This window comes from Vibrio sp. Y10_XG_PY6 (assembly GCF_024181795.1).
Lineage (GTDB): Bacteria > Pseudomonadota > Gammaproteobacteria > Enterobacterales > Vibrionaceae > Vibrio > Vibrio diabolicus.
The window spans coordinates 87,681-114,502 of sequence record NZ_JAMZAQ010000003.1; the positions used below are offsets into that span (position 1 = coordinate 87,681).

A 26,822-nucleotide genomic window follows, 5' to 3' on the forward strand; every position below is an offset into this window, starting at 1 on the left:
CCACAATTGTACTGATATTTTTGTTAATATCGAGTGACAAACGACTCTCGTTGTTAACGCACCACGTAAGTGATTGTCAGTACAATTCTTTTAATTTTCTGGTAAGCGTGTTTCGCCCCCAGCCTAATACTTTAGCGGCATCTTGCTTGTGACCTTTAGTGTGCTCCAAAGCGGCCTCTAATAAAATGCGCTCAAATTCTGGTAAAGCATAAGAAAGCAGTTCTTTATCTCCTGCCGCGAGTGATTGACGTGCCCAATCCGCCAATTGTTCTTGCCAGCTGCCATGCTCAGAGTCCGAAATGGATTTTTTCTCTTCGAGCAGTTCGCTTGGTAAGTCGTTTGGCAATACCTCGCTACCACTGGCCATGACGGTTAACCAACGGCAAATATTCTCTAATTGACGCACGTTGCCCGGCCAATCAAGGCGGTTAAGAATTTCAACGGTCGACGGATGCAGAGTTTTGGTTTCGACCCCCAGCTCATCAGCCGCTCGGATAAGAAAATGCTGCGTAAGTTTTTCGATGTCCTGCTTACGTTCACGCAATGCCGGAATCTGCACTCGAATCACGTTCAAGCGATGGAATAAGTCTTCACGGAAATCGCCTTCATGCACCAGCTTTTCTAAATTCTGGTGTGTTGCCGCGACAATCCTTACGTCGACGCTGATTGGGGAGTGACCGCCCACTCGATAAAACTGTCCGTCGGCCAGAACACGCAGCAAACGGGTTTGAATATCTAACGGCATGTCACCGATTTCGTCTAAAAATAGGGTGCCGCCATTGGCTTGTTCGAATCGACCCTGACGAACATTGTTCGCCCCGGTAAATGCCCCTTTTTCATGACCAAACAACTCTGACTCAATCAGATCTTTGGGAATCGCCGCCATATTGAGTGCAATAAAAGGTTTGTTGGCGCGAGGACTATGGCGGTGCAACGCATGAGCAACGAGCTCTTTACCCGTGCCCGATTCACCGTTAATCAATACTGAAATTGAGGAGCGAGAAAGACGACCAATGGCGCGAAATACTTCTTGCATGGCTGGCGCTTCACCGATGATTTCTGGCGTTTCCGCAGGAATGTCTTCTGGAGAGAGTTGCTCACGTTTATTTTCGTGACTGTGCGCAATCGCTCGTTCAACCAGAGTTAAGGTTTCATCGATATCAAAAGGTTTTGGTAAGTATTCAAAGGCGCCTTTTTGGTACGCATTCACTGCCGCATCCAAATCTGAGTGGGCGGTCATGATAATCACGGGAAGGTCTGGGTAATCGCGCTGTACTTGTTTTAGCAGCTCTAATCCATCAATGCCCGGCATGCGAATGTCTGATACCAGCACATCTGGTACTTCGCGTTCGAGCGCCATCAAAACGCTTTCCCCATCGGCATAGGTTTCGCATTTTATGTTGGCAGAGGAGAGCGTTTTCTCCATCACCCAGCGAATGGAACTGTCGTCATCAACGACCCAAACATATCCTTTACTCATGTAGTAATCCTTGCAGCAAACCGAAAAACTGATGCGACTTGAAGTCCATTAGCGCAATCAGATCGGCAAATAAATAGTAAATGTTGTGTGACCAGGCCAGCTTTCTACGTCTATTTTTCCATTGTGCTGGTCGATCAAATTTTGTGAAATAGACAGCCCTAAGCCAGTTCCTCCCTCGCGGCCACTGACCATGGGATAGAACAGCGTGTCTTGTAATTCCGGTGGAATGCCTGGGCCGTTGTCTGTGATTTCGACACGCGCAGCGAGTTTACAGCGTTTGCCGTGAATATTAGCTTGATGCACCGTTCTGGTGCGAATGGTGATTTTACCGTGTTCTTGATGGCTAAGAATTTGCGCTGCATTACTGACGATATTAAGCATCGCCTGTTCGATTTGGTCCGCATCCATCAAAATTTCTGGCAAGCTCGGGTCGTAATCGCGTTCAATCACGATTGAACGTTGCGATTCTAATTCAACCAACTGGCGAACCTTTTCCAGAATTTGATGCAAGTTTTCTTGTGTCTTCTTACCTGGCTTTTGTGGCCCGAGTAATCGATCAACGAGCGCTCTTAAACGGTCGGCTTGCTCAATAATGATGTGCGTATACTCGGTGAGAGAGGGATCTGGCAGCATTTTTTCTAGCAATTGCGCTGCACCACGTAATCCACCTAGCGGGTTTTTGATCTCATGTGCAAGCCCTCGGACTAACAGTTTCGCCGCTTGTTGCTGGGCGTGCTGGTTCAGTTCTTGAGAGAGTCGGCGCTGTTGATCAATTTTGCGCATCTCGACGAGTAACATCAGTTGTTTTTGCCAAGTGATTGGGCTAACTGTCACCTCTAGCATTAAGGGGCGGCCATCAACAACGAAAGTGACGTCACTGTCGGTGATGCTTTGGCCACTTTGCAATGGTTGAGTGAGCAGCGCGAGATCCAGCGACGCATGTTGAATCAATTGAGAAAGCGATTGTTCAACAATACGTTTCGCGCTTTGAGAAAACAGCAACTCGGCAGCCGGATTGGCATAACGGATAGCCAATCCATCATCAAGAATCAGCGTTGCTGTCACCATGTTGTTGAGAATGGCACTAGGAAGACTGGTATCCACATTACGTCCTTGTTTTGCTTTAAGATTGTGCGTTGCACAATAATGGTGCAATTGAACGTTAAGTATGGCGAATAAATCTCAGAAGAAAAAGTGAAAAGCACCGCAGTGATGCTATTTTTTTCACCAGATATTCTATTTTGCCCCTTTTACGGTCGGCTTAACACTTGCTCTATGTAAATGCACCGTTATAGGGCTAGTAGATGCAATAAGCTTGCCGCTTCTTTTCGCGTGCACGGCCAGTGTGTGGGTGCCTCGGTCAATATTGTTTAACTGCCACATCATATGGCTTTGTGGCGCACCATAAGGTTTTCCGTCGAGCAGCAGTTGCAACTGTTCGCCGATACCAAGCTTGCGATTGGTTTCCAGTTGAATATTGATGATGCCTCGGTTGCTGCGGATGGTTTCGTTATGTTGAGGAGTCAGCATCGAGAGCTTTAATGGGAGAGGTTTATCGGTTTTCTTTTCCGGCTTGTCTTGTGGCTCTTTCGATGGCTTGGCCTGAGGGGCGAGTGATTCCGTGCTTTCTACCTTAGGAGCGGGTGCGCTGGCTTCAAGGTTTGGCAGCGCGATGGCTTTTGCACCTTGGTTTGGCGTATCACTAAAATGAACCACGCCATTTTTATCTACCCATGTATAAGCAACCTGCGCTGATGCGATGGAGGCGATTAACAATCCGCTGAGAGCACATAGCGATGGAATAAGCTGAACTTTCATTGCTCACCTTCTTTTGATCGATGATTTCACGTTTCAATGGCTTAGCTCTTTGACCTACAAGGTAAAAAGTCCAAGCGTATTTTTATTATCCCCTCATGTTAAACGTCGAATCTTGACTGACGAATACAAAAAAGGCCCGCCTGCGAGGCGAGCCTAATATTTTGTTGCTGTGTTTACATTTTACACAGTGTCGACCTTATACAGAGTAGTAAAGTTCGAACTCAACTGGGTGAGTTGTCATGTTCACGCGCTCTACGTCCTGAGATTTTAGCTCGATGTAAGAGTCGATGAAGTCGTCAGAGAATACACCACCCGCTGTTAGGAATTCACGGTCAGCATCTAGCTCTGCTAGTGCGTCTTTCAGTGAGTATGCAACCGTTGGGATTTCTGCTGCTTCTTCTGCTGGTAGATCGTAAAGGTCTTTATCCATTGCTTCGCCTGGGTGGATCTTGTTCTTAATACCGTCAAGACCAGCCATTAGCATTGATGCAAAGCATAGGTATGGGTTAGCCGCTGGGTCACCAAAGCGAACTTCGATACGACGTGCTTTCGGGCTTGGTACCACAGGGATACGGATTGAAGCAGAGCGGTTACGTGCAGAGTAAGCAAGCATAACTGGCGCTTCGAAGCCTGGTACAAGACGTTTGTACGAGTTTGTTGATGGGTTAGCAAATGCGTTGATTGCACGAGCGTGTTTGATGATACCGCCAATGTAGTAAAGCGCCATTTCAGATAGACCGCCGTACTTGTCACCAGCAAATAGGTTTACACCATCTTTCGCTAGAGATTGGTGAACGTGCATACCGCTACCGTTGTCACCAACAAGTGGTTTAGGCATGAATGTTGCCGTTTTACCAAACGCGTGAGCAACGTTGTGTACAACGTACTTGTAGATTTGGATTTCGTCAGCTTTGGTTGTTAGCGTGTTGAAACGAGTTGCGATTTCGTTTTGACCCGCTGTTGCCACTTCGTGGTGGTGCGCTTCAACAACAAGACCCATTTCTTCCATTACTAGACACATAGCAGAACGGATGTCTTGAGATGAATCCACTGGAGCTACAGGGAAGTAACCACCTTTAACGCCTGGACGGTGACCTTTGTTACCTTCTTCGTAATCAGAACCTGTGTTCCATGCTGCTTCTACGTCATCGATCTTGAAGAAAGAGCCTGACATGTCAGTCGCGAATTTCACGTCGTCAAATAGGAAGAATTCTGGCTCAGGACCGATAAGTACAGTATCTGCAACGCCAGTAGAGCGCATGAAGTCTTCAGCGCGTTTTGCGATAGAACGTGGGTCACGGTCGTAGCCTTGCATTGTTGCCGGCTCTAAGATGTCACAACGGATGTTGAGTGTTGCGTCTTCCGTGAATGGGTCAAGCACAGCAGAAGATGCGTCAGGCATCATTACCATGTCTGATTCGTTGATACCTTTCCAGCCAGCAACTGATGAACCATCGAACATTTTACCTTCTTCGAAGAAGTCTGCGTCGATTTGGTGAGCAGGGATCGAAATGTGCTGCTCTTTACCTTTTGTATCAGTGAAGCGTAGGTCAACAAACTTAACTTCGTTTTCTTGGATCAGCGATAGAACGTTTTCTACTGACATCTTGGATAACCTCCAGTGTTAATAAGCGGTAAAAGCTCGATTTATGAATTATTCATGAAACCTGGCATTGATTAATCAATTTGACTTTTCATTAATCGATGCTGTTTTAACTAAAGCCAAAACCGTGCCAAAAAAAATATTCCATTAATTTCAAGCAATTGTGTTTTTTGGCGCTAGCTTGGTGCAGATGATTGCACCAAAATGATCTTTACTTGCACTATTGTGGTGCGGAAAATCATTATTGCACCATAATGTGACAGGCGCATTGCTTATTCAGCCCAGTTTTTGAGCAAGAGTCAATTTGAATTATGCATCGATTGGAATAAAGTTGCGTTTAATCAATTCGTTCTGAGGAAGAAAATGGGCATTAAGCGTAAAAATCGCAGAAATGCTCGGGAGTAGATCACATATTTCTAGGCTTTTTGCTAAAATCTGGTACATTATGGCCGTTTTTTTAATCAGCAAATGTCGCCAGAGAGCACCCGTTCTCAGCGTGGGGGCATTTCATCTATCTAAGTGAATCAATATCCATGGCTACTCCACAGATTGATAAATTAAGAAATATCGCGATCATCGCGCACGTTGACCACGGTAAAACCACGTTGGTTGACAAGCTGCTACAACAATCAGGCACGCTTGAGTCTCGCGGTGAAGCTGAAGAGCGAGTCATGGACTCGAACGACATCGAGAAAGAGCGCGGTATTACCATTCTTGCTAAAAACACAGCAATCGACTGGAACGATTACCGTATCAACATCGTAGATACTCCGGGACACGCGGACTTCGGTGGCGAAGTTGAACGTATCATGTCGATGGTAGACTCTGTACTACTTATCGTTGACGCGGTTGATGGTCCAATGCCTCAAACGCGTTTCGTAACACAAAAAGCGTTTGCTCATGGTCTAAAACCAATCGTTGTTATCAACAAGATTGACCGCCCTGGTGCACGTCCTGATTGGGTTATGGACCAAGTGTTCGACCTATTCGACAACCTAGGTGCTTCTGACGAACAGTTAGACTTTAAAGTGGTTTACGCTTCTGCTCTTAACGGTTGGGCTTCTCTAGAAGAAGGCGAAACTGGCGAGAACATGGAACCGCTATTCGAAACTATCGTTGGCGAAGTAGCTGCACCAGAAGTTGACCTAGATGGTCCACTACAGATGCAAATCTCTCAGTTGGATTACAGCTCTTACGTTGGCGTTATCGGCGTTGGCCGTGTAACTCGTGGTAGCGTTAAGCCAAACCAGCAAGTAACGGTTGTTGGTGCAGACGGCAAAACTCGCAACGGTAAAGTGGGTACAGTAATGGGCTACCTAGGCCTAGAGCGTCACGAAGTTGAGCAAGCTAACGCGGGTGATATCATTGCAATCACTGGTCTTGGCGAGCTTAAAATCTCTGACACTATCTGTGCACAAAACGCAGTAGAAGCACTACCAGCACTGTCTGTTGATGAACCAACAGTAACCATGACGTTCCAAGTAAACACGTCTCCATTCGCTGGTAAAGAAGGTAAGTTCGTCACTTCACGTAACATCCTTGAGCGTCTAGAGAAGGAACTGGTACACAACGTTGCACTGCGCGTTGAACAAACAGACGATCCAGACAAATTCCGCGTATCAGGCCGTGGTGAGCTTCACCTGTCTATCCTGATCGAAAACATGCGTCGTGAAGGCTTCGAGCTTGCCGTATCTCGTCCAGAAGTAATCATCAAAGAAGAAGATGGTCAGCTAATGGAACCGTTTGAAACGGTAACTATCGACGTAATGGAAGAGCACCAAGGCGGTATCATGGAGAATATCGGCCTACGTAAAGGTGAGCTGAAAGATATGGCTCCAGACGGTAAAGGCCGTGTACGTATGGACTTCATCATGCCATCTCGTGGTCTGATCGGCTTCCAAACGGAATTCATGACACTGACTTCTGGTTCTGGTCTTCTATACCATACGTTTGACCACTACGGCCCACACAAAGGCGGTAACATCGGTCAGCGTATCAACGGTGTTCTGATTGCTAACGCTGCGGGTAAAGCGCTAACTAACGCACTGTTCAACCTTCAAGAACGTGGTCGTCTATTTATCGGTCACGGTGTGGAAGTTTACGAAGGCATGGTTATCGGTATTCACAGCCGCGACAACGACCTAACAGTAAACGCACTGAAAGGTAAGCAGCTAACCAACGTTCGTGCATCTGGTACCGATGACGCACAGGTTCTAACTCCGCCAATCATCATGACACTAGAGCAAGCGCTTGAGTTCATCGATGACGACGAGCTAGTAGAAGTAACACCTGAAAGCATCCGTATCCGTAAGAAATTCCTAACGGAAAGCGATCGTAAACGTGCTTCTCGTGGCGCGAAATAATTTTCGTTAAGCGATTCAATTAAGAAGAAGCCCTGAGTTATGCTCAGGGTTTTTTGTATCTAGAGAATGAACATATCAGCATGAAGCCAATTGTGATTACTGGTGGCCCAGGTGCGGGGAAAACCACCCTACTGAATGCATTAGAGCGGCAAGGGTATGCGACGTTTGTAGAGAGCTCTCGTACGCTAATTGAACAGCAAAACCAGTTAGACGACGGTATCTTGCCGTGGACGAACCTGCCTGAGTTTGCTCAATTGTGTCTCGACTTGATGAGCAAGCAAAAGAGTGATGCGCGTTGTCATGACATTGCGTTTGTTGATCGCGCGATCCCAGACATCATTGCTTACTTACAAGTGGGCGGTTGTAAGGTTGACCAAGCTTTCTTAACCGAAAGTGCTGGGTATCATAGTCAGGTGTTTACTTGTCGACCTGAAGCATCCATTTACGTGCAAGATGAAGTGCGTCCACACAGCTTTGAAGAAGCATTGGAGATTCATCAGTCCTTAGTGGATATCTATGCTGAGTTGGGTTACGAAGTGGTAGAAGTGCCATGGGGCAGTGTGCTAGAACGAGTAGGCTTTGTTCGAAGAGTCATCGGTTTAGTTGGTGAGGTCGCAGACTAAAACCTCCTCGCTAGGAGGAGGTTTGAATCATTTACTTTTGATTGAGCTTTTGCAGGAATTTATCAGACTCTGCAATCGCTTCGTTCATCTGTTTGATGGCAAACTGAATGTCTTTCTCTAGACTAGAAAACTCACCTTGTAGAGAGCCAATTGCACTGGCGTTAAGGTTGTGTTTCAAGTACAACGTGTTGTCGCGCAGTGTATTTAGTACAGGCGTCATCTTTTTCTCTGCACGCTTCATTGCGCTAAGCATGGTTTTGTACGAAGCTTTGGTTTCACGTAGCTTTTGTTCGCTTGAACGGCGCAATTTCGCGCTCGAGTACAGCTCTAGTTCGTCTTGCCATTCATTAAACAGTGCGCCGGAAACGTCTTCAATCGCAGCAATGCGGTCACGAACGTCTTGCGCCGCTTTTTCGCTGTCTTCGTACTTGTCATTGATTTTGTTGTAGACACTTTCTAGCTCACCACCATCAAAATTAGTGATCGCAGATAAGGCTTCGAGCGCACTGGTGAATTCTTCTTGTGCATCTTGTTGAGATTCTTTGGCATCTTCAACGCGGTCGACCATAATATCTCGTTTATGGTACCCAACTTGCTCCATCGCTGAGTAATAAGCAGATTGACACCCTGTTAAAGTGAAAATTGATAGTACAATTGCTAATAAATAAGGCATTCTTATGTCCTCGACGCTAATTATGGGATGAACTATGAACCAGTTATCAGAGAGTTACAAGGCAAGATTAATCAATCTACTGCCAAGTTGCGTCGCGTTTTTTAAGTATCTTCTTAAGCGATTAACGCATGATCGCGTCAATGTGAACGCGGGCTATCTTGCCTACATTACCTTGTTATCCATCGTGCCAATGCTGACGGTATTGTTATCAATATTGTCGAAATTTCCCGTTTTTGCGAACGTCGGTGAGGTGTTGCAAGGCTACATTATTGAGAATTTTGTTCCGGCATCTGGGGAAGCTGTACATACGGCATTGCAGGAATTTGTGGCGAATACGGGCAAAATGAGCGCGGTTGGCGGTGGGTTTTTATTCATTGCTGCAGTCATGCTGATTTCGAACATTGATAAGAACTTAAACTACATTTGGCGAGTTAAAGACAAGCGCCGTTTAGTCTTTTCATTCTCTATGTATTGGATGGTACTCACGTTAGGGCCGATCATGGTCGGTGCGAGTATCGCGGCGACATCGTACGTGACCTCACTGCAAATTTTAGAGAACGAGACATTATCTGGTGCGTTCAATCTGTTTTTACGTTGGTTACCGCTGTTGTTGTCTTTTTTCGCTTTCCTTGGCTTATATATTCTGGTGCCGAATAAAAAAGTGCACCTGGCTCATGGCGCGATGGGGGCAGCAGTCGCTGCGATACTGTTCGAATTAAGTAAAAAGGGCTTTGCACTCTACATCACGCAGTTCCCGTCTTATCAGCTCATTTACGGCGCGTTAGCCGCGATTCCTATCTTGTTTGTTTGGGTGTATTTATGCTGGATGATCGTGTTATTGGGTGCGGAAGTCACAGCTGCGCTTGGTGAGCGAGAGCACTGGAGTGAAGATTTAGACATGATACACTCGACCGCTGAATCTCAGTTAACAGATGAAGGAAGCGAGAGTAGTGATAGCGCTAATTCAACGAGTCAGTGAAGCTGCCGTCCGTGTGGATGGTGAAGTCGTAGGGGAAATTGATCGTGGTCTGCTGGTCTTATTAGGAGTAGAGAAAGACGACGATGAGGCCAAAGCAAAACGCTTGATGGAGCGTGTTACGACCTACCGCGTGTTCGAAGATGATGAAGGTAAGATGAACCTGAATGTCAAACAGGTAGAAGGCAAAGTGCTGGTGGTTTCTCAATTTACGTTACCTGCGGATACAAAAAAAGGCACTCGTGCTGGCTTTTCTCGCGGTGCGCATCCTGCTGATGCGGAGCGCTTGTATGATTACTTTTCTGATTTGTGTGAACAAGTTTTACCCACACAGCGTGGCCGCTTCGCTGCCGATATGAAAGTGTCCTTAGTGAATGACGGTCCGGTGACGTTTTGGTTGCAGGTCTAGTCTGGTAACACAAGCGCCATGGTCTAAGCTTTAACTCCAAGCTCATGGAATTGGCTTGGAGTGATTTTCCCGACATTTATTAGTGTTGTGCTTTCAAAGGATTGATATGTTCAAACTCATTACTCCCAAAACCGATAATCAGATAAACAAGTATTATCAGTTTCGCTGGCAACTGCTTCGTGAGCCATGGCGTATGCCAATTGGCTCTGAACGCGATGAATACGATGAAATGAGCCATCACCGTATGATTGTTGATGGCCGAGGTCGTCCTATGGCGATCGGTCGTTTATACATTACGCCGGATAATGATGGCCAAATCCGCTATATGGCGGTTAAAAATAATCGCCGCAGTAAAGGTATGGGCTCGCTGGTTCTGGTCGCGCTAGAGTCGTTAGCACGCCAAGAAGGGGCGAAGCGCTTGGTGTGTAATGCCCGTGAAGATGCCATCGCCTTTTACGAGAAAAATGGCTTTGAGCGTCGCGGTGAACTGACCGACGAGCGCGGTCCTGTGCGTCACCAGCAAATGGTGAAACCATTGGATCCGATGGCGAATGTGTTGCGTCGCCCAGAATGGTGCACTGAACTTCAGCAGCGCTGGGAGCAACAGATCCCAATTAGTGACAAAATGGGGATAAAAATTAACCAGTACACGGGTTACCAGTTTGAATGCTGCGCGCAACTTAATCCAAACCTTAATCCGCATAACACCATGTTTGCGGGGTCGGCTTTTACTTTAGCTACCTTGACGGGGTGGGGTATGACGTGGCTGCTGCTTAAAGAGCGCGGTTTGCATGGTGATATTGTGTTGGCCGACAGCTCGATTCGTTATCGTCAACCAGTCGAACAAAACCCCGTGGCAAGTACTTCGTTAGATGGGATCAGTGGTGACCTAGATCGATTGGAGTCAGGGCGTAAAGCACGCATCGTCATTCACGTGGTGATTTATAGTGGCGACACGCCAGCCGTAGATTTTGTTGGTACCTATATGCTGATACCGAACTATTCGCAATTACTCAGCTGTTAATTGAGAGGGCGCCTTACTGATCTGTAGGGCGCTTATCTGTTTCGTTTTCTCGCTCTGTCGGTGGGAGGATTTGTTCCTCTGTGGTGGGATCAGTGACAGATGCTTCGTCTTCTTCGACAATTTCTTCCTCTTGAATCTCCACATTGATGTTATCAATCGCAGTTGGCAGCTCCATGGCTGATTCACTTGTTTGTGGAGTGCTTTCAACATCAGCCGGTTCTTTTGGAGCTGGTGCTTTTAAACACTCATTATGATGGATTTCGCCACTGAGTAGATCGCCTTCAACGCTCCCGCACGACTCTTTCCATTGATAAACAATGCCACTTAGCGGGTTGTTGGCCATATCAAACTCGCCCCAAACCCTACCACTCATAGCTTTCCCTGAAATGGTGACTGGTTCTATGGCGACTTCCCCTCGTTGTGCGGTTAAACGCAGCGGACTTAAGGTAATGGCTTTGAGAGAATGATTCGCTTGGGACTTTAAACGGGTATCTCGTAGGTTGGCTTCCACTTCACCCGATAAGCTGTAGGCCAGCATGTTGCGATCACCTGATAACCCTTGTAGATCGAGGCTGAGATCGGAAAGACCATCAATAGCCAGTGTGTCGGGTAAATAATCGTGGAAGAGTGATAAGGGAATACCATCGGCATTGAGGTTGAGTGCCCAAGGCTGACTCGGAGTACTTAGGTCTATCTGTCCGACGCCTTCAACGTAGCCTTGCTCGAGTGGTGCAAAAAGGCGTGTCAGTTGCCAAAAGCCATTCTCACTTTGCATGGCAAGTGCAGCATGAGACGTGAGCACTTGGTTATAACTGGCGTTGACAACGCTGACTTCCAGATCGCCATGCCAAAGGCCCCAACGTTGACCTAACTGCTTAAGATCAAGCTGCTGCCCTTCGATGTTTAAACCGGAGAACTGCCAATAAGGTTCGTGAGATAGCTGAATGATTTGGCTGCGCTCGATGTCGAGTCGTTGGACTGTGACATGATCTAACTTACTGATGGCGGCGTGCCACCAGTTTTGGTTATCTTCAGGTTGTATTGCCCACTTGAGGCCTTGAATGGAGGCTTCTTCGAGTTGCCATTGCGTTGGAGTGAACACCCCAGAGACCTGCACACGACCTTGCTGCCAATCTAAGCTGAGCTCGTTGAGCTGGATTTTTCCAGGCTCTATAACAGCACTTAAACGCGGCTCTATTGCGGTTTGCTGTTGGAATCGGACGCTATCCGCCTGCAATGAAACTTGAGCCGTTGTCTCCCAGGGAGACAGTGGCAGTGTGGCGTTTTCTACGGAGAGCTCTAAGTTTTGCCAGTGCCAATCGCCCCATTTAATATCGGCGTTCAGTAAGTCTAAGCTATTAATGTGATTAATCTGGAATGGCATTGCTTGCCAAGGCTTAGCAAGCAGTGATTGGAGCTGGATATGATTGAGTTGCAACTTATTGATGGTCACATTCACTAAAGACCAGCCTTGTGGATACTGCTCGCCTTGCCCTGAAATTTGACTGTTACGCCAGTTAAATGAAGTGCCATAGAGCGTACTGTCTTGCGGTTTGTAGTCCATGTCGACCAAGACCTGATTAAAGGCTTCGCCATTCCAATAGATCTGGTCGGCTGCAAGTTGAACCTCGCCATATGGTATTAACTGGCCATTCCATTGTGGTGATTGAATTTGAAGGTCAATGCCATTACCAGAAAACTGCTCGTCGGCGTAATCAATATTTTTGAGCGCGATTTGATGGAACAAAACGTTATCTAAAGGCGGGAGCTTTGGCGCGCCATACTGCAAATTAAGTCCATCAATCAATAAGCTATCAACGATCCATTTACCATCGCGATAAACATCGGGATTCATCCATAAATCGACTTGCTCGATGTAAGAGCCGTCGTCTACGTTTGTGTTCACACCCTGTAAAGTTAAGTGGTAGGGAAAATCGTAACGCACGCTTTCTGCTTGAAAGGGCAGGGAGAGGCTGTTTGATAGCAGACGCCAAGTTGCATCGGCGTAAGATGTTGTTAACAGCGCAATCATAGTGGCCGGAATGGCAACTAAGATAACCAGTAACAGAATTAGAACTCGACGCGCTGTTTTCATCCCTGCTAGAACCTACGTTTGCTATTAAATAAAACTAGATAGGCTTTAGCTTGTATCAATATTCTGCGGTATTCAATAAAAAGCCCCTCAAAAGAGGGGCTTGAAGCGGTTTTTTTGTAACTTGGTCTACGTAAAAGTGATAAGTGGCTGACCACTTACCACTGTGGTTTACGCGACGTCGTTGTTACTCGATTTAATCAATCTGAGGGCCAGCGGCAACCAGAGATTTACCTTCCGCATTGTCCGTGTATTTATCAAAGTTATTGATAAAGCGTTCAGCCAAGTCTTTCGCTTTGCTTTCCCACTGAAGTGGATCAACGTACGTGTCACGAGGGTCTAGAATGCTTGGATCCACACCTGGTAGTGAAGTCGGTACCTCAAGATTGAAGATAGGAATGTGCTTAGTTGGTGCATCTTCAATCGAACCATCAAGAATCGCATCAATAATTCCGCGCGTATCTTGAATCGAGATACGTTTGCCAGTGCCGTTCCAACCTGTGTTCACTAGGTAAGCCTCAGCGCCTGCTGCTTCCATACGTTTAACCAGTACTTCTGCGTATTTAGTTGGGTGAAGCGTTAGGAACGCTGCGCCAAAACATGCAGAGAAGGTTGGCGTTGGCTCAGTAATACCACGCTCTGTTCCTGCCAGTTTTGCAGTAAAGCCAGATAGGAAGTGGTACTTAGTTTGCTCAGGTGTCAATTTAGACACTGGAGGTAGCACACCAAATGCGTCCGCTGATAGGAAGATCACTTTATTCGCGTGACCGCCTTTTGATACTGGCTTAACAATGTTGTCGATATGGTAGATAGGGTAAGAAACACGAGTGTTTTCTGTTTTCGAACCATCATCAAAGTCGATAGAACCATCGCTACGTACCGTTACGTTTTCTAGCAGTGCATCACGGCGAATTGCGTTGTAGATGTCTGGCTCCGCTTCTTTCGATAGCTTGATGGTTTTCGCGTAACAACCACCTTCGAAGTTGAAGACGCCGTCATCATCCCAACCGTGCTCATCATCACCAATTAGCGCACGTTTAGGGTCAGTTGATAGTGTGGTTTTACCGGTACCAGAGAGACCAAAGAATACCGCTACGTCGCCGTCTTTGCCCATGTTAGCGCTACAGTGCATTGATGCGATGTCTTTTAATGGAAGGAAGTAGTTCATCATTGCGAACATGCCTTTCTTCATCTCACCGCCGTACCAAGTACCACCGATAAGTTGCATGCGCTCGGTTAGGTTAAATACGGTGAAGTTTTCTGAGTTCAGACCTTGCTTTTCCCATTTTGGGTTAGTGCATTTTGCGCCATTCATTACCACGAAGTCTGGTTCAAATGTTGTCAATTCTTCTTCTGTTGGGCGGATAAACATGTTTTTAACGAAGTGCGCTTGCCATGCGACTTCCGTGATAACACGAATGCTCAAACGCGTATCTGGGTTTGCACCACAGTAACCGTCAACAACAAACAAGCGTTTGTTAGAAAGCTGGTTTGTGACCAGTTCTTTCAGCTCGTCCCACACTTCTGGAGTGATTGGTTTGTTGTCATTTTTTACTTGATCAGACGTCCACCACATATGCTCTTCTGTCGTAGCGTCTTTGACGATGTATTTATCTTTTGGTGAGCGACCAGTAAAGATGCCAGTGTCAACGGCAACCGCACCTAGTTCAGTAACCACGCCACGCTCATAACCTGTTAGGTCTTCACGCGTTTCTTCCTCAAACAACATTTCGTAGCTAGGGTTGCGAATAACCTCTTTAACGTTATGCAGTCCGTGCTTGGTTAGATCAAGTGTTGCAGCCTTAGTATGTTCCATAACGGTCATAGGTGCTCCTTATAAGGATTTTTGTAGGGATTTTGTAAGAATGTTTTAATTTTAATCTGCTCACCATGCTAGCAACGGGGCGGGGAGAAAACAGGGAGATAGCTCAAAATTTATCCATGATTTCAATAAGGTTTTAGGTAACCCGTCACATATTGGTGGGAATAGTTTATCGTGCACGCAATCCTTTGCGCTAGGGCAAAATCATTATTAATTGTTTAAAATTAAGCAGTTGTTTTATTACGCTTGAAGCGAGGCATTACGAGGGGTTGATCACAAAAATGCCAGCATTAAGCTGGCATTTTGTAGGGTAAATTACGTGCTTGATAAGCTATGTAAATTAATGCAGGGTTTTCTTGTCCGCAGAAGCTTGTGCATACAGCTCGGTGACTTCCGCTTCGTCGAACGTATAGGTCGTGCCACAGTAATCACAATGTAAAGAAACGGATCCTACTTCAGCCAAAATGTCATAAATTTCAGCTTTCTCAACGGTGATGATAGCGGCACCACTACGATCACGAGAACAGCCACAATGGAATTCGACAGGTTGCGGTTCGTAAAGGCGCACTTTGTCTTGGTTATATAGGCGGTATAGTAGTTCGTTAGCTTCTAAACCAAATAGCTCTTCATCTTTTACCGTGTCAGTCAGTTGCTCTAGATGCTCGAAATCATCTGGTGAACCAGTGCCATCAGGGATTACTTGAATCAACATGCCTGCTGCGTGGGCTTTACCTTCGTGCTCGCCCGTGCGGATCCATAGGCGCGTTTTTAGCTGCTCTGAGTTTGCGAAGTAGCCTTCTAGTACGTCGGCTAGAGTATCACCTTCTAATCCAACGACACCTTGGTAACGCTCACCGTTTTTCGGTTCGATAGTGATAACGAGGTAACCTTTGCCCATGAGATCGTGGAGGCTTGCATCATCGGCAATATCGCCTTCCCAGCGAGCCACGCCACGAACGCGTTGCTTGTGGTCACCGTTGATAACGGCAAGAGATACAGGGCCGTCGCCTTGTAGCTGAATGGTGATTGAGCCTTCGAACTTAAGAGTGGCAGTTAAAAGAGTGGTTGAAACGAGTAGCTCACCCAGCAGTTTCTCTATTGCTGCCGGATATTCCTTGCTGGAGATAACACGTTGGTACGCTTCATCCAATTGTACCAACTCGCCACGTACTGAAAGATCTTCGAATAGGTAGCGGTTTAAAACATTATTTGCCATGGAGTGCTTTCCTCGTTGGTAATTCCGGCTTTTATTGGTGTTTGAACTTAATGATGTCTCTGCGCTGCTTTTTATCTGGGCGGCGTTCTGGACTTGGGTTGTGGGCATTAAGCTTACGTTGAGTCGCGTGTTCCTCACGTTTCGCTATACTTTCATTAGTTTCGCGATACAAGGTCTGTGCGATGGGAGCGCCTCGGCGTTGATCAGAAATTTTTTCGATGATCACAGTTTTTTCTTCGTTGCCTTGACGAAGTCTTACTTCGGCGCCCACTTCAACGATTTTACTCGGTTTGCTTCGTTGGCCATTATAGTGGACTTTACCACCATCGACCATGTTACGAGCGATAGAGCGGGTTTTATAAAATCTTGCGGCCCATAGCCATTTATCTAGCCTAACGGCTTCATTTAGGGAACTCATAGAACACTACGCTATCTAATCACTGCCCGAATATGGCAATGAGTGATGGATTATTCACCTACAGATGGAGTCAAGGCGTATTTTTTTCAAGGGAGTTGGCAAAAACTGCATAAGAAAAAGGTATGAAAGACAACTTGTGATATAGTTCACTGCTCTTTGTTGAGTAATAATTTTATTGCAAATTTAGCAATTTAAAGTCGATAGCTATTGTTATAGCTTACATGACGAACGTTAGAATAAAGGAATCCATTCAGTGAAACGTTTAGAGCTAAGTGCAGGATTATCAAGCAGACCGCTACTGGCTCAGATCAAGTCCAATAATTATACAATTCAAGCCAAACTTAGCTTGTTGCTCACCTGTCTGTTTATTGCGATAACCGGATGGATACTTGGCAAAATTGTATGGTTAGCTATACCTCAATCGTCGGAAGTGCCGCAATGGCGTCCATCGACGAGCAGCGTTGTTGCGAGCAATAAAGGCGACGCGATAGATTTTAATGCCCTTCAGAATGCCAACCTATTCGGTAAATTCACTGAACAAAAGCCTGCAGTTGTAGAACAACCTGTTGTTAAAGACGCTCCTAAGACGCGCCTTAACCTTACACTGGTTGGCGCGGTTGCAAGCAGTGATGCGAATACCAGCCTTGCTGTCATTGCCAACCGTGGCAAGCAAGCAACGTATGGTTTAGGTGAAGAAATTGAAGGTACGCGTGCGACACTAAAAGCCGTATTAGTGGATCGCGTCATCATTGATAACCAAGGTCGAGACGAGACCTTAATGATGCAGGGTATAGAATATAAGAAGCTATCTGAATCGCCGCAGATAGCCAGAGCCCAATCTCAACGAGCAGAATCAACGTCTGACGTTGGAGAAAAATTAGAGCAAATCCGAGAGGAAATTGCGAAAGATCCACAAAGCGTTTTCAAATACATCACCATTTCACCCGTCAAAAGAGACGGGGGCATTGTTGGTTATCGAGTGTCACCTGGTCGTGATGCCGCGCTGTTTAATGATGTGGGTCTAGAACCTGGTGATATTGCGGTGCAACTTAACGGGATCGATTTAAGCGACCCGTCTTCTTCAGTACAACTGATGCAAGTGATGAGCGATCCGCAAGAATTAAATTTAACTGTTGAGCGCGACGGCCAACAGTACGATATCTATATCCAATTGTAAGACTTAGGCAACCGGCGTAAGTTCAGGGAGACATACGTGAAACATTGGTTCAGCAAAAGTGCTTGGCTACTAGCAGGAAGTTTACTCTGCGTCCCAGGTGCAATAGCAAACGAATTTAGTGCCAGCTTTAAAGGCACTGATATTCAAGAATTCATCAACATAGTGGGTCGTAATCTCGAAAAGACCATCATTGTTGACCCTTCAGTGCGCGGTAAAATCGATGTCCGCAGCTATGACGTGCTTAACGAAGAGCAATACTACAGCTTTTTCCTTAACGTACTCGAAGTATACGGCTACGCCGTCGTAGAAATGGACAACGGTGTACTTAAGGTTATCAAAGCGAAAGACTCAAAAACGTCAGCAATCCCTGTATTAGGTGATGGCAGCGCGCAAGGCGATAGCGTTATCACTCGAGTTGTTGCGGTGCGTAATGTGTCGGTTCGTGAGTTGTCTCCTCTACTTCGTCAACTGATTGATAATGCTGGTGCTGGTAACGTAGTTCACTACGATCCTGCGAACATCATCTTGATCACAGGTCGTGCGGCGGTCGTAAATCGCTTAGCAGAAATCATTAAGCGTGTTGACCAAGCGGGTGATAAAGAAATTGAGCTGGTGGAACTGCGCAATGCTTCTGCTGCCGAAATGGTGCGTATTGTTGAAGCACTGAATAAAAGCACCAATCAGAAGAGCACGCCTGAGTTCCTTGAGCCTAAAATTGTTGCCGATGAACGCACCAACGCGATTTTGATTTCTGGCGATCCTAAAGTACGTGCGCGTCTGAAGCGATTGATTCGTCAACTTGACGTTGAAATGGCGACCAAAGGTAACAACCGCGTGGTTTACCTGAAGAACGCGAAAGCTGAAGATTTGGTGGATGTACTAAAAGGTGTCTCCGATAACCTACAAGCTGAAAAGCAAGTCGGCCAGAAAGCGTCAGGTGCCCAGCGTGGTGAAGTGGTGATTGCTGCGCACGCAGCGACCAACGCCTTAGTATTAACGGCTCCACCAGATATCATGAATGCGCTACAAGATGTTATTGCTCAGCTTGACATTCGTCGTGCTCAAGTCTTGATTGAGGCGCTGATCGTTGAAATGTCAGAAGGTGACGGCATTAACTTAGGTGTTCAGTGGGGCTCACTGGAAACCGGTGCGGTGATTCAGTACGGTAACTCTGGTGCACCGATTGGTCAGGTGATGGTTGGTCTAGAAGAAGCAAAAGATCAAACTCGAACTGAATACTACACAAATGCGAATGGCGAACGAACGCCATATGATGTTACTGAATCTGGTGACTATTCTACTCTTGCATCGGCACTGAGCGGTGTTAACGGCGCTGCGATGAGCATCGTGATGGGTGACTGGACTGCCTTAGTCAGTGCGGTAGCGACCGACTCCAACTCAAACATTCTATCTTCTCCAAGTATCACTGTAATGGATAATGGTGAAGCATCATTTATTGTTGGTGAAGAAGTGCCTGTTATCACAGGCTCTACGGCTGGCTCAAACAACGACAATCCATTCCAAACGGTTGATCGTAAAGAAGTGGGCATCAAGCTTAAGGTTGTGCCACAAATTAACGAAGGTGACTCTGTTCAGTTAAATATCGAGCAAGAAGTGTCCAATGTGTTGGGTGCAAACGGTGCGGTTGACGTTCGATTTGCTAAGCGCCAGCTAAATACCTCAGTTATGATCCAAGATGGTCAGATGCTGGTTCTTGGTGGCTTGGTTGATGAACGTGCACTCGAAAGTGAGTCAAAAGTACCGCTACTGGGTGACATCCCAGTGCTTGGTCATTTGTTCAAATCAACCAGCACGCAAACAGAAAAGCGTAACTTGATGGTGTTCATCAAGCCGACGATTATTCGTGATGGTATGACCGCAGACGGCATTACACAGCGCAAATACAACTTTATTCGCGCAGAGCAACTCTACAAAGCGGATCAAGGATTGAAGTTGATGGCTGACGAGAAGATCCCAGTCATGCCAGCCTTTGGCCAGGAGCGTCAGCACCCAACCGAGATCCAAGCGTTTATTGATCAAATGGAAAACAACTAATGGTTGATATGTTAGACACAGCGCCAAGTATGCGTCGTCTGCCATTCAGTTTTGCCAATCGCTTTAAACTGGTGCTGGAGACAGAGCATCCTGAGCGTCCGCCCATTCTTTACTATGTCGAGCCGCTCAACCCAGCGGCTCTGGTCGAAGTCCGTCGTGTGCTGAAGAAAAGCTTCGTGCCGCAACCTATCGATAAAGAAGCCTTCGATAAAAAGTTAACCGAAGCTTATCAGCGTGACTCGTCTGAAGCGCGTCAATTGATGGAAGACATCGGTGCCGATAGCGACGACTTTTTCTCATTGGCTGAAGAGCTGCCGCATGATGAAGACTTACTAGAGTCAGAAGACGATGCACCAATCATTAAGTTGATCAATGCGATGTTGGGTGAAGCGATCAAAGAAGGGGCGTCGGATATTCACATCGAAACTTTCGAGAAAACCCTTTCGATTCGTTTCCGTGTCGATGGCGTATTGCGTGAAGTGCTCACTCCAAGTCGTAAGCTTGCACCACTGTTAGTGTCGCGAGTGAAGGTCATGGCGAAGCTGGATATTGCAGAAAAGCGTGTACCTCAAGATGGTCGTATCTCACTGCGTATTGGTGGTCGTGCGGTTGATGTGCGTGTTTCTACAATGCCGTCGTCACATGGTGAGCGAGTAGTTATGCGTCTGTTGGATAAAAACGCGACGCGCCTCGATTTGCATAGCTTAGGTATGACGCCTTCCGTGCACGACAATTTCCGTCATCTTATTCAGCGTCCTCACGGTATCATCTTGGTCACCGGCCCGACGGGTTCTGGTAAGTCGACGACTTTGTACGCTGGCTTGCAAGAGATCAACAGTAACGAACGCAATATCTTAACGGTTGAAGACCCGATCGAATTTGACATTGATGGCATCGGTCAGACTCAGGTGAACCCGAAGGTCGACATGACTTTTGCGCGTGGCTTGCGTGCTATTCTGCGTCAGGACCCTGACGTGGTGATGGTCGGTGAGATCCGTGACTTAGAAACCGCACAAATTGCAGTGCAAGCGTCCTTAACGGGTCACTTAGTAATGTCGACCCTTCACACCAACACCGCTGTTGGTGCGATCACGCGTCTACGCGATATGGGCATTGAACCATTCCTTATTTCTTCATCGTTATTGGGTGTGTTAGCACAGCGCTTGGTTCGTACGCTTTGCCCAAGTTGTAAAGAACCGTATGAAGCCGATGCTGAACAGAAGAAACTGTTTGGTATGGAAGCACATGAACCACTAGAGCTACACCGTGCTAAGGGCTGCGAAGCGTGTAACCAAAAAGGCTACCGAGGTCGAACAGGTATCCACGAGCTCATTATGGTCGATGAGCAAGTGCAAGAATTGATTCACCGAGAGTCTGGTGAGCAAGAAATTGAGAGAGCCGTTCGCGCCCATACGCCAAGTATTCGCAGTGATGGTCTAAGCAAAGTACGTCGTGGTATTACGTCACTTGAAGAAGTGATGCGAGTGACGAAGGAAACCTAATGGCGGCATTTGAGTACAAAGCGCTAGATGCAAAAGGCAAGCATAAAAAAGGCACGATAGAAGGGGACAACGCCCGACAAGTGCGCCAGCGACTCAAAGAGCAAGGGATGATCCCGATTGAAGTGGTTGAGACGAAAGCTAAATCGGCTAAGTCTTCAGGCTCAGTCAGCTTTAAGCGCGGCATCTCAACATCTGAGCTGGCACTAATCACACGTCAATTGTCCACGTTAGTCCAATCAGGTATGCCTCTGGAAGAATGTTTGCGCGCGGTCTCTGAGCAGGCTGAAAAGCCGAGAATTCGTTCTATGCTGGCTGCGGTTCGCTCGAAAGTAACCGAGGGTTATCCGCTCGCCGACAGTTTTGCTGATTACCCTCACGTGTTTGATGAGCTCTATCGCTCCATGGTTGCGGCGGGTGAAAAGTCAGGCCATCTTGATACGGTATTAGAGCGTTTGGCGGACTACGTCGAAAACCGTCAGAAGATGCGTTCCAAACTGCTTCAAGCCATGATTTACCCGGTGGTTTTAGTGGTGTTTGCGGTTGTTATTGTTTCTTTCTTATTAGCGACAGTGGTACCCAAAATCATTGAGCCAATCATTCAGATGGGACAAGAATTACCTCAGTCAACACAGTTCTTACTGGCAGCCAGTGAGTTTGTGCAAGATTGGGGGCTTATCATCTTCGTCGTGCTGGTGGTGTTTTTCTATGGGCTCAAACTGGCGTTGCAAAAACCAGACTTTCGCTTAGCTTGGGATAGAAAAATCTTGAGTCTACCGCTATTGGGCAAAATCTCTCGAGGTTTGAATACCGCACGATTCGCACGAACACTTTCGATTTGTACTTCCAGTGCGATTCCAATTCTAGAAGGCATGCGTGTCGCGGTGGATGTTATGTCTAATCGCTATGTGAAGCAGCAAGTGTTACTTGCTGCAGATAACGTTCGAGAAGGTGCCAGCCTGCGTAAGGCGTTAGATCAAACTCGTCTGTTTCCACCAATGATGCTACACATGATCGCCAGTGGTGAGCAAAGTGGTGAATTGGAGAGCATGTTGACGCGTGCTGCCGATAACCAAGATCAAAACTTTGAATCTACAGTCAATATTGCGTTAGGCGTATTCACTCCGGCATTAATTGCCTTAATGGCTGGATTAGTGTTGTTCATTGTGATGGCGACCTTGATGCCAATGCTAGAAATGAATAACTTGATGAGCGGATAAATTCGAATTAAGACGTGTCTACTTACGGCATGGCTTGAATCTAACTTTCGGAGAAAAAAATGAAATTTAAACGTAGTAAACAACACGGTTTCACACTTTTAGAAGTGATGGTTGTTGTCGTTATCCTTGGTATTTTGGCAAGTTTCGTTGTTCCAAACCTATTGGGTAACAAAGAGAAGGCTGACCAACAAAAAGCGATTACGGACATCGTAGCGCTGGAAAATGCCCTAGATATGTACAAGTTGGATAACAGCGTTTACCCAACGACAGACCAAGGCCTGGAAGCATTAGTTAGCAAGCCTTCTAACCCAGAGCCTCGCAACTACCGTGATGGCGGTTACATCAAACGTCTTCCTAATGATCCTTGGGGTAACCAGTACCAGTACCTAAGCCCAGGCGATAACGGTACGATTGACATCTTCACTCTAGGCGCAGATGGCCAAGAGGGTGGAGAAGGTCCAGCTGCAGATATTGGCAACTGGAACATGCAAGATTTCCAATAAATAGAGCCTAAGCCAGCACTAATGAAGCAAATGCGAAAACACAACGGTTTTACATTGATAGAAATTCTATTGGTGCTGGTTTTGCTATCCCTCACGGCAGTGGCCGTGATCACGACATTACCGACCAGCCAAAAAGATCTTTCCAAACAGTATGCTCAAAGCTTTTTTCAGCGTTTACAGCTACTTAACGAAGAGGCCGTACTAAGCGGTAAAGACTTTGGCGTTCGAGTGGATGACGCTAAATCAACGTACGCTCTACTGAGTTTGACCGCGGAAGGTTGGCAGCCTCTGGAGTTAAAGCAGATTCCGAGCAAAACCAAGTTGGAAGATGACATTACGCTATGGCTCGAGCTAGGTGGCGGTGCTTGGGATAATGATGATCGCCTATTCAAACCGGGCTCTCTTTTTGATGAAGACATGTTTGCTGAAGAAGAAGACGACGAAAAGAAAGTTAAGCCACCGCAAGTGTTTATCTTCTCCAGTGCAGAAGTTACGCCATTTACTCTGTCTTTTTTTCCGCAAAATGGTGACGCCTTTAATGACGGGTGGCGAGTCATCGGCAAAGAAAGTGGACAAATCTTGTTACTAGCGCCGGGCGAAGAAGTGAAAGAGGATGAGAATGCGCAATTCTAAGCAAGCTCGCCCACATTGGAGTCATCGCCGGACGAGAGGCATGACACTACTGGAAGTATTGGTCGCACTGGCTATTTTCGCCACCGCTGCCATCAGCGTCATTCGCTCGGTGAGCCAGCATATTAATACGATCAGTTATTTAGAAGAAAAAATGTTTGCAGCCATGGTTGTGGATAATCAGATGGCCAACGTGATGTTGAGTACCAGTGAACTTAAAGTAAAGAACGGCACAGAAGAGCTGGCTGGGCGCACTTGGTACTGGAAAATCACGCCTGTTGCCACCACGCAGCCATTGCTGAAAGCATTTGATGTGAGTGTCGCGCTCGAGAAAAACGCGAGCCCAGTCGTGACGGTACGAAGTTATGTGGCGCAATAAGAATCCACGCGCAAGTAAGCGCCAACTGGCAAAAGGTTTTACACTTATTGAAGTGTTGGTCTCGATTGCCATCTTTGCCAGTTTAAGTGTCGCCGCGTATCAAGTGGTATCGCAAGTGCAGCGCAGCAATGCACTATCACAAGAGCGAACTCAGCGCTTAAATGAAATTCAGCGCGCCATGGTGATGATGGATAATGACTTTCGTCAAATGGCGATGCGCCAAACGCGGACAAATGGTGAAGAGCCCGCGAGCCAACTGATTTTTTGGTCAGATTACTTGCTCGACTCCGACACTAAAGGGCTAATGTTTGCTCGCTTAGGATGGCACAACCCTCAACAGCAGTTTCCCCGAGGGGAGGTCACCAAGGTTGGCTATCGTTTAAAAGAAGAAACATTACAACGAGTATGGTGGCGCTACCCTGACACGCCAGTGGGTCAACAAGGCATCGTTACCCCATTGCTGACGCAGGTCGAATCGTTTGATATGCGTTTTTACGATGGTAAACAATGGAAAAAAGAGTGGGATGATGAAAAATCGCTACCGAAAGCGGTTTCTGTAATCCTTACTCTAAAAGATTATGGAGAGATTGCCCGCACCTATCTGACTCCTGATGGCACATTGAGTCAGAAAGAAGGAAGTTCAGGAGGCAGCAATAATGGTTAATCGTCAGCGCGGTGTCGCTTTGATTATTGTGCTGATGTTACTGGCGATTATGGCGACAGTTGCCGCCAGTATGTCGGAGCGTTTGTTTTTGCAGTTTCAGCGGGGCGCCAATCAAGTTAACTACCAGCAAGCGTATTGGTATAGCCTTGGGGTAGAGGCGTTGGCAAAAGTCGGTATCGAGCAAAGCTACAAAGACACCGATACGATCAATATGAGTCAGCCGTGGGCAATAAAAGAACAAGTCTATCCGCTAGATTATGGTCAAGCGGCGGGACGAATTAGAGACAAACAAGCGTGCTTTAACCTCAATGTATTGAGCCGTGTACAACCGACGGGACAGCAAATCGCAAGACCTTATTTAGTCAATGTGCTGCAGCGTTTATTGGAAGAATCGGATGTTGAATCGTATCAGGCAGAAATCATTGCAGACTCTACCTGGGAATACATTGATGCTGATGACACCGTTCGCTCCACAACCGGGGTCGAAGACAGCACATATGAAGCGATGAAACCCGCGTATTTAGCGTCAAATGGCTGGATGGCAGATGCCACCGAGTTGCGAGCGGTTTATCAGGTGAGTGGTGATATTTTCCAAAAATTGGAACCGCTAATCTGCGCATTGCCTAGTGATGATTGGCGTTTAAACGTAAATACGATTGAAGTCGAGCAAGCTCCGATTTTGGTGGCAATGTTCTCACCAAACTTAAGCAGTAGTGATGCGATTCAGCTAATTGAAAAACGCCCATTTGATGGGTGGGATAGCATTGATGAATTTTTAGCAGAGTCAGAAATGGCTGGCTTAAGTGAAGATGTAAAGAAAAACGCCAAAGGCTATTTGGGTGTGGATAGCGCCTTTTTTGAATTGGATGCACAAGTGTTGGTGGATGAATCACGTGTACGTATCCGAAGCCTTTTGCAAAGTACAAATAGAGAGACGGTGACCGTAGTTCGCCGTCGTTTTGGAGGGATCAGTGAGCGAGTTTCTGACCGTTCGGCTGAGTAGCGAACAACAAAGTACCATTCCTTGGGTGGTGTGGTCGACAGATCAACAGGAAGTGATTGCCAGCGGTGAAATCGCCGGATGGGAACATTTAGATGAGTTGATCTCTTATGCAGGTCAGCGCCAAGTTGTGGCGCTATTGGCGAGTAATGATGTGGTCTTGACGCAAGTGGATATACCGCCTGGCGCAACACGTCAGTTCGACGCGATGTTACCGTACCTCGTGGAAGATGAAGTCGCGCAGGACGTTGATGGCCTTCACTTTACCGTGTTAGGTAAACAAGCGGATAAAGCGCAAGTGTGCGCTGTTGAACGCGCTTGGATTCAGACCGTATTGCAGCGTTTTTCAAGCCAAGGCATCACCATCAAACGCATCTTGCCAGATGTGCTTGCGTTACCTGTTCAGGGAGAGCATAGCAGTGCCGCGATGCTTGGTGATCAATGGTTGATTCGTCACTCAGCGACAGAGGGTGCGGTTGTCGATGCTTCTTGGTTAGACCTTTACCTCTCTTCTTATCTACAAAATCATGAAGGTTGGAAGCTCGATTGCTATAGCTCAGTCCCTGAATCTGCGTTACCTGAAGTATGGGAGCCGCAGCCAGAAGAAATGACCATGGGGTTACTGGCGAAGGGGGTTACAGAAAGCAAAGTCAATTTGCTGACCGGGATCTTCAAGCCTAAATCCTCTTGGGGGAAATACTGGAAGCTCTGGCAAAAAGCCACCATTGCTGCGGGCGTGCTTATCGTTGTTATGGTTGCGCAGCAGTTGCTCGTCGTCCACAAGTACGAAGCACAAGCACAAGCGTATCGTGAGGAGAGTGAGCGCATTTTCCGCCAGGTGTTTCCGAATAAACGACGAATTCCTACCGTTAGTTATCTCAAACGACAAATGGATGATGAAGAGCGCCGCTTATCTGGTGGTGGCGGTCAGCAGGCGATGTTGTCTTGGTTGGCGGCACTGCCCGCGACACTTGGTCAGGTCAGCGATTTGGAAATCACCAGCTTTAAATATGATGGTCAACGTGGCGAAGTGCGAATTCAAGCTCGCAGTTCAGACTTCCAACCTTTTGAGCAGGCTCGTGTGAAATTGGCAGAGAAGTTTAATGTTGAGCAAGGACAGCTGAACCGTAGCGATAACGTTGTGGTTGGCAGCTTTGTTTTGAAGCGTTTGTGAGGTG

General features: G+C 46.8%; 24 protein-coding genes. 15 read left to right on the top strand and 9 right to left on the bottom strand.

Going from position 1 to position 26,822, the window contains the following annotated elements; all coding sequences use genetic code 11:
• Window positions 1-76: 76 nt before the first annotated feature.
• From glnG to glnA, 4 genes are all read right to left on the bottom strand, one after another.
• A complete protein-coding gene (gene glnG, locus NL644_RS16455; protein ID WP_005395036.1) occupies window positions 77-1,480 on the bottom strand; it encodes a nitrogen regulation protein NR(I) in 1,404 nt (467 codons plus the stop codon).
• Window positions 1,481-1,537: 57 nt separating this feature from the next.
• Window positions 1,538-2,584, bottom strand: a complete 1,047-nt coding sequence (glnL, locus tag NL644_RS16460; RefSeq protein WP_012841226.1) for a nitrogen regulation protein NR(II) — start codon at window positions 2,582-2,584, stop codon at window positions 1,538-1,540.
• A 132-nt stretch (window positions 2,585-2,716) separates the two neighbouring features.
• On the bottom strand, window positions 2,717-3,298 hold the full coding sequence (locus tag NL644_RS16465) for a DUF4124 domain-containing protein (RefSeq protein ID WP_114323032.1): 582 nt from the start codon (window positions 3,296-3,298) through the stop codon (window positions 2,717-2,719).
• Window positions 3,299-3,494: 196 nt separating this feature from the next.
• Complete coding sequence (gene glnA, locus NL644_RS16470) at window positions 3,495-4,904, bottom strand: glutamate--ammonia ligase (RefSeq protein WP_005395023.1); 1,410 nt, start codon at window positions 4,902-4,904, stop codon at window positions 3,495-3,497.
• A 530-nt stretch (window positions 4,905-5,434) separates the two neighbouring features.
• Between glnA and typA the strand changes: the two genes are divergently transcribed.
• Together typA and NL644_RS16480 are read left to right on the top strand one after the other, a co-directional pair.
• Entirely contained in the window at window positions 5,435-7,264 is a 1,830-nt protein-coding gene (gene typA / locus NL644_RS16475; RefSeq protein WP_046874152.1) for a translational GTPase TypA, read from the top strand.
• Between the two features lie 80 nt (window positions 7,265-7,344).
• Window positions 7,345-7,887, top strand: a complete 543-nt coding sequence (locus tag NL644_RS16480) for an AAA family ATPase (RefSeq protein WP_253658639.1) — start codon at window positions 7,345-7,347, stop codon at window positions 7,885-7,887.
• A gap of 31 nt (window positions 7,888-7,918) precedes the next feature.
• Here NL644_RS16480 and NL644_RS16485 read toward each other — a convergent pair whose 3' ends face one another.
• Window positions 7,919-8,560 carry a DUF2959 domain-containing protein gene (locus NL644_RS16485; RefSeq protein WP_006741783.1) on the bottom strand — a complete coding sequence of 214 codons (642 nt, stop codon included), beginning with the start codon at window positions 8,558-8,560 and terminating at the stop codon, window positions 7,919-7,921.
• Window positions 8,561-8,594: 34 nt separating this feature from the next.
• Here NL644_RS16485 and NL644_RS16490 point away from each other — a divergent pair, with 34 nt between their 5' ends.
• From NL644_RS16490 to NL644_RS16500, 3 genes are all read left to right on the top strand, one after another.
• Window positions 8,595-9,539, top strand: coding sequence for a virulence factor BrkB family protein (locus tag NL644_RS16490; RefSeq protein WP_005379281.1), 945 nt, complete (start codon window positions 8,595-8,597; stop codon window positions 9,537-9,539).
• Window positions 9,511-9,945: a D-aminoacyl-tRNA deacylase gene (gene dtd, locus NL644_RS16495; protein ID WP_012841223.1), complete on the top strand. Its 435-nt coding sequence runs from the start codon at window positions 9,511-9,513 to the stop codon at window positions 9,943-9,945. Before NL644_RS16490 ends, dtd begins: the two co-directional genes overlap by 29 nt.
• Window positions 9,946-10,051: 106 nt before the next feature.
• Entirely contained in the window at window positions 10,052-10,969 is a 918-nt protein-coding gene (locus NL644_RS16500) for a bifunctional GNAT family N-acetyltransferase/hotdog fold thioesterase (protein ID WP_005395003.1), read from the top strand.
• Between the two features lie 13 nt (window positions 10,970-10,982).
• Here the strand turns inward: NL644_RS16500 and NL644_RS16505 are convergent, their stop codons facing one another.
• The 4 genes from NL644_RS16505 to hslR form a co-directional block, all read right to left on the bottom strand.
• A complete protein-coding gene (locus NL644_RS16505) occupies window positions 10,983-13,064 on the bottom strand; it encodes an AsmA family protein (protein ID WP_253658640.1) in 2,082 nt (693 codons plus the stop codon).
• A gap of 193 nt (window positions 13,065-13,257) precedes the next feature.
• The gene (pckA, locus tag NL644_RS16510) at window positions 13,258-14,886 is read right to left on the bottom strand and encodes a phosphoenolpyruvate carboxykinase (ATP) (RefSeq protein ID WP_145473362.1); all 1,629 of its coding nucleotides are present in this window, start codon (window positions 14,884-14,886) and stop codon (window positions 13,258-13,260) included.
• 337 nt (window positions 14,887-15,223) lie between these two features.
• A complete protein-coding gene (gene hslO / locus NL644_RS16515) occupies window positions 15,224-16,099 on the bottom strand; it encodes an Hsp33 family molecular chaperone HslO (protein ID WP_046874147.1) in 876 nt (291 codons plus the stop codon).
• Between the two features lie 31 nt (window positions 16,100-16,130).
• Window positions 16,131-16,517, bottom strand: a complete 387-nt coding sequence (hslR, locus tag NL644_RS16520) for a ribosome-associated heat shock protein Hsp15 (protein ID WP_031780440.1) — start codon at window positions 16,515-16,517, stop codon at window positions 16,131-16,133.
• 253 nt (window positions 16,518-16,770) lie between these two features.
• Between hslR and gspC the strand changes: the two genes are divergently transcribed.
• Genes gspC through gspL form a run of 10 tightly spaced genes read left to right on the top strand, consistent with a single transcriptional unit; the run spans window position 16,771 to window position 26,818 of the window.
• A complete protein-coding gene (gene gspC / locus NL644_RS16525; protein WP_048624610.1) occupies window positions 16,771-17,694 on the top strand; it encodes a type II secretion system protein GspC in 924 nt (307 codons plus the stop codon).
• A 36-nt stretch (window positions 17,695-17,730) separates the two neighbouring features.
• Window positions 17,731-19,749 (top strand): type II secretion system secretin GspD, encoded by a 2,019-nt coding sequence (gene gspD / locus NL644_RS16530; protein WP_005394995.1) that lies wholly within the window; start codon window positions 17,731-17,733, stop codon window positions 19,747-19,749.
• Window positions 19,749-21,251 (top strand): type II secretion system ATPase GspE, encoded by a 1,503-nt coding sequence (gspE, locus tag NL644_RS16535; protein ID WP_005394994.1) that lies wholly within the window; start codon window positions 19,749-19,751, stop codon window positions 21,249-21,251. The genes gspD and gspE overlap by 1 nt, the downstream gene beginning before the upstream one ends.
• Window positions 21,251-22,468 (top strand): type II secretion system inner membrane protein GspF, encoded by a 1,218-nt coding sequence (gene gspF / locus NL644_RS16540; RefSeq protein WP_005394987.1) that lies wholly within the window; start codon window positions 21,251-21,253, stop codon window positions 22,466-22,468. The genes gspE and gspF overlap by 1 nt, the downstream gene beginning before the upstream one ends.
• A gap of 59 nt (window positions 22,469-22,527) precedes the next feature.
• Window positions 22,528-22,971, top strand: coding sequence for a type II secretion system major pseudopilin GspG (gene gspG / locus NL644_RS16545; protein ID WP_005394985.1), 444 nt, complete (start codon window positions 22,528-22,530; stop codon window positions 22,969-22,971).
• A 30-nt stretch (window positions 22,972-23,001) separates the two neighbouring features.
• A complete protein-coding gene (locus NL644_RS16550) occupies window positions 23,002-23,604 on the top strand; it encodes a GspH/FimT family pseudopilin (RefSeq protein WP_114323180.1) in 603 nt (200 codons plus the stop codon).
• Window positions 23,591-23,980: a type II secretion system minor pseudopilin GspI gene (gene gspI / locus NL644_RS16555; protein WP_162860657.1), complete on the top strand. Its 390-nt coding sequence runs from the start codon at window positions 23,591-23,593 to the stop codon at window positions 23,978-23,980. The genes NL644_RS16550 and gspI overlap by 14 nt, the downstream gene beginning before the upstream one ends.
• Window positions 23,967-24,644 (top strand): type II secretion system minor pseudopilin GspJ, encoded by a 678-nt coding sequence (gspJ, locus tag NL644_RS16560; RefSeq protein ID WP_006741790.1) that lies wholly within the window; start codon window positions 23,967-23,969, stop codon window positions 24,642-24,644. The genes gspI and gspJ overlap by 14 nt, the downstream gene beginning before the upstream one ends.
• A complete protein-coding gene (gspK, locus tag NL644_RS16565; protein WP_114323037.1) occupies window positions 24,637-25,647 on the top strand; it encodes a type II secretion system minor pseudopilin GspK in 1,011 nt (336 codons plus the stop codon). Before gspJ ends, gspK begins: the two co-directional genes overlap by 8 nt.
• On the top strand, window positions 25,616-26,818 hold the full coding sequence (gene gspL / locus NL644_RS16570) for a type II secretion system protein GspL (protein WP_005394975.1): 1,203 nt from the start codon (window positions 25,616-25,618) through the stop codon (window positions 26,816-26,818). The genes gspK and gspL overlap by 32 nt, the downstream gene beginning before the upstream one ends.
• Window positions 26,819-26,822: the final 4 nt, after the last annotated feature.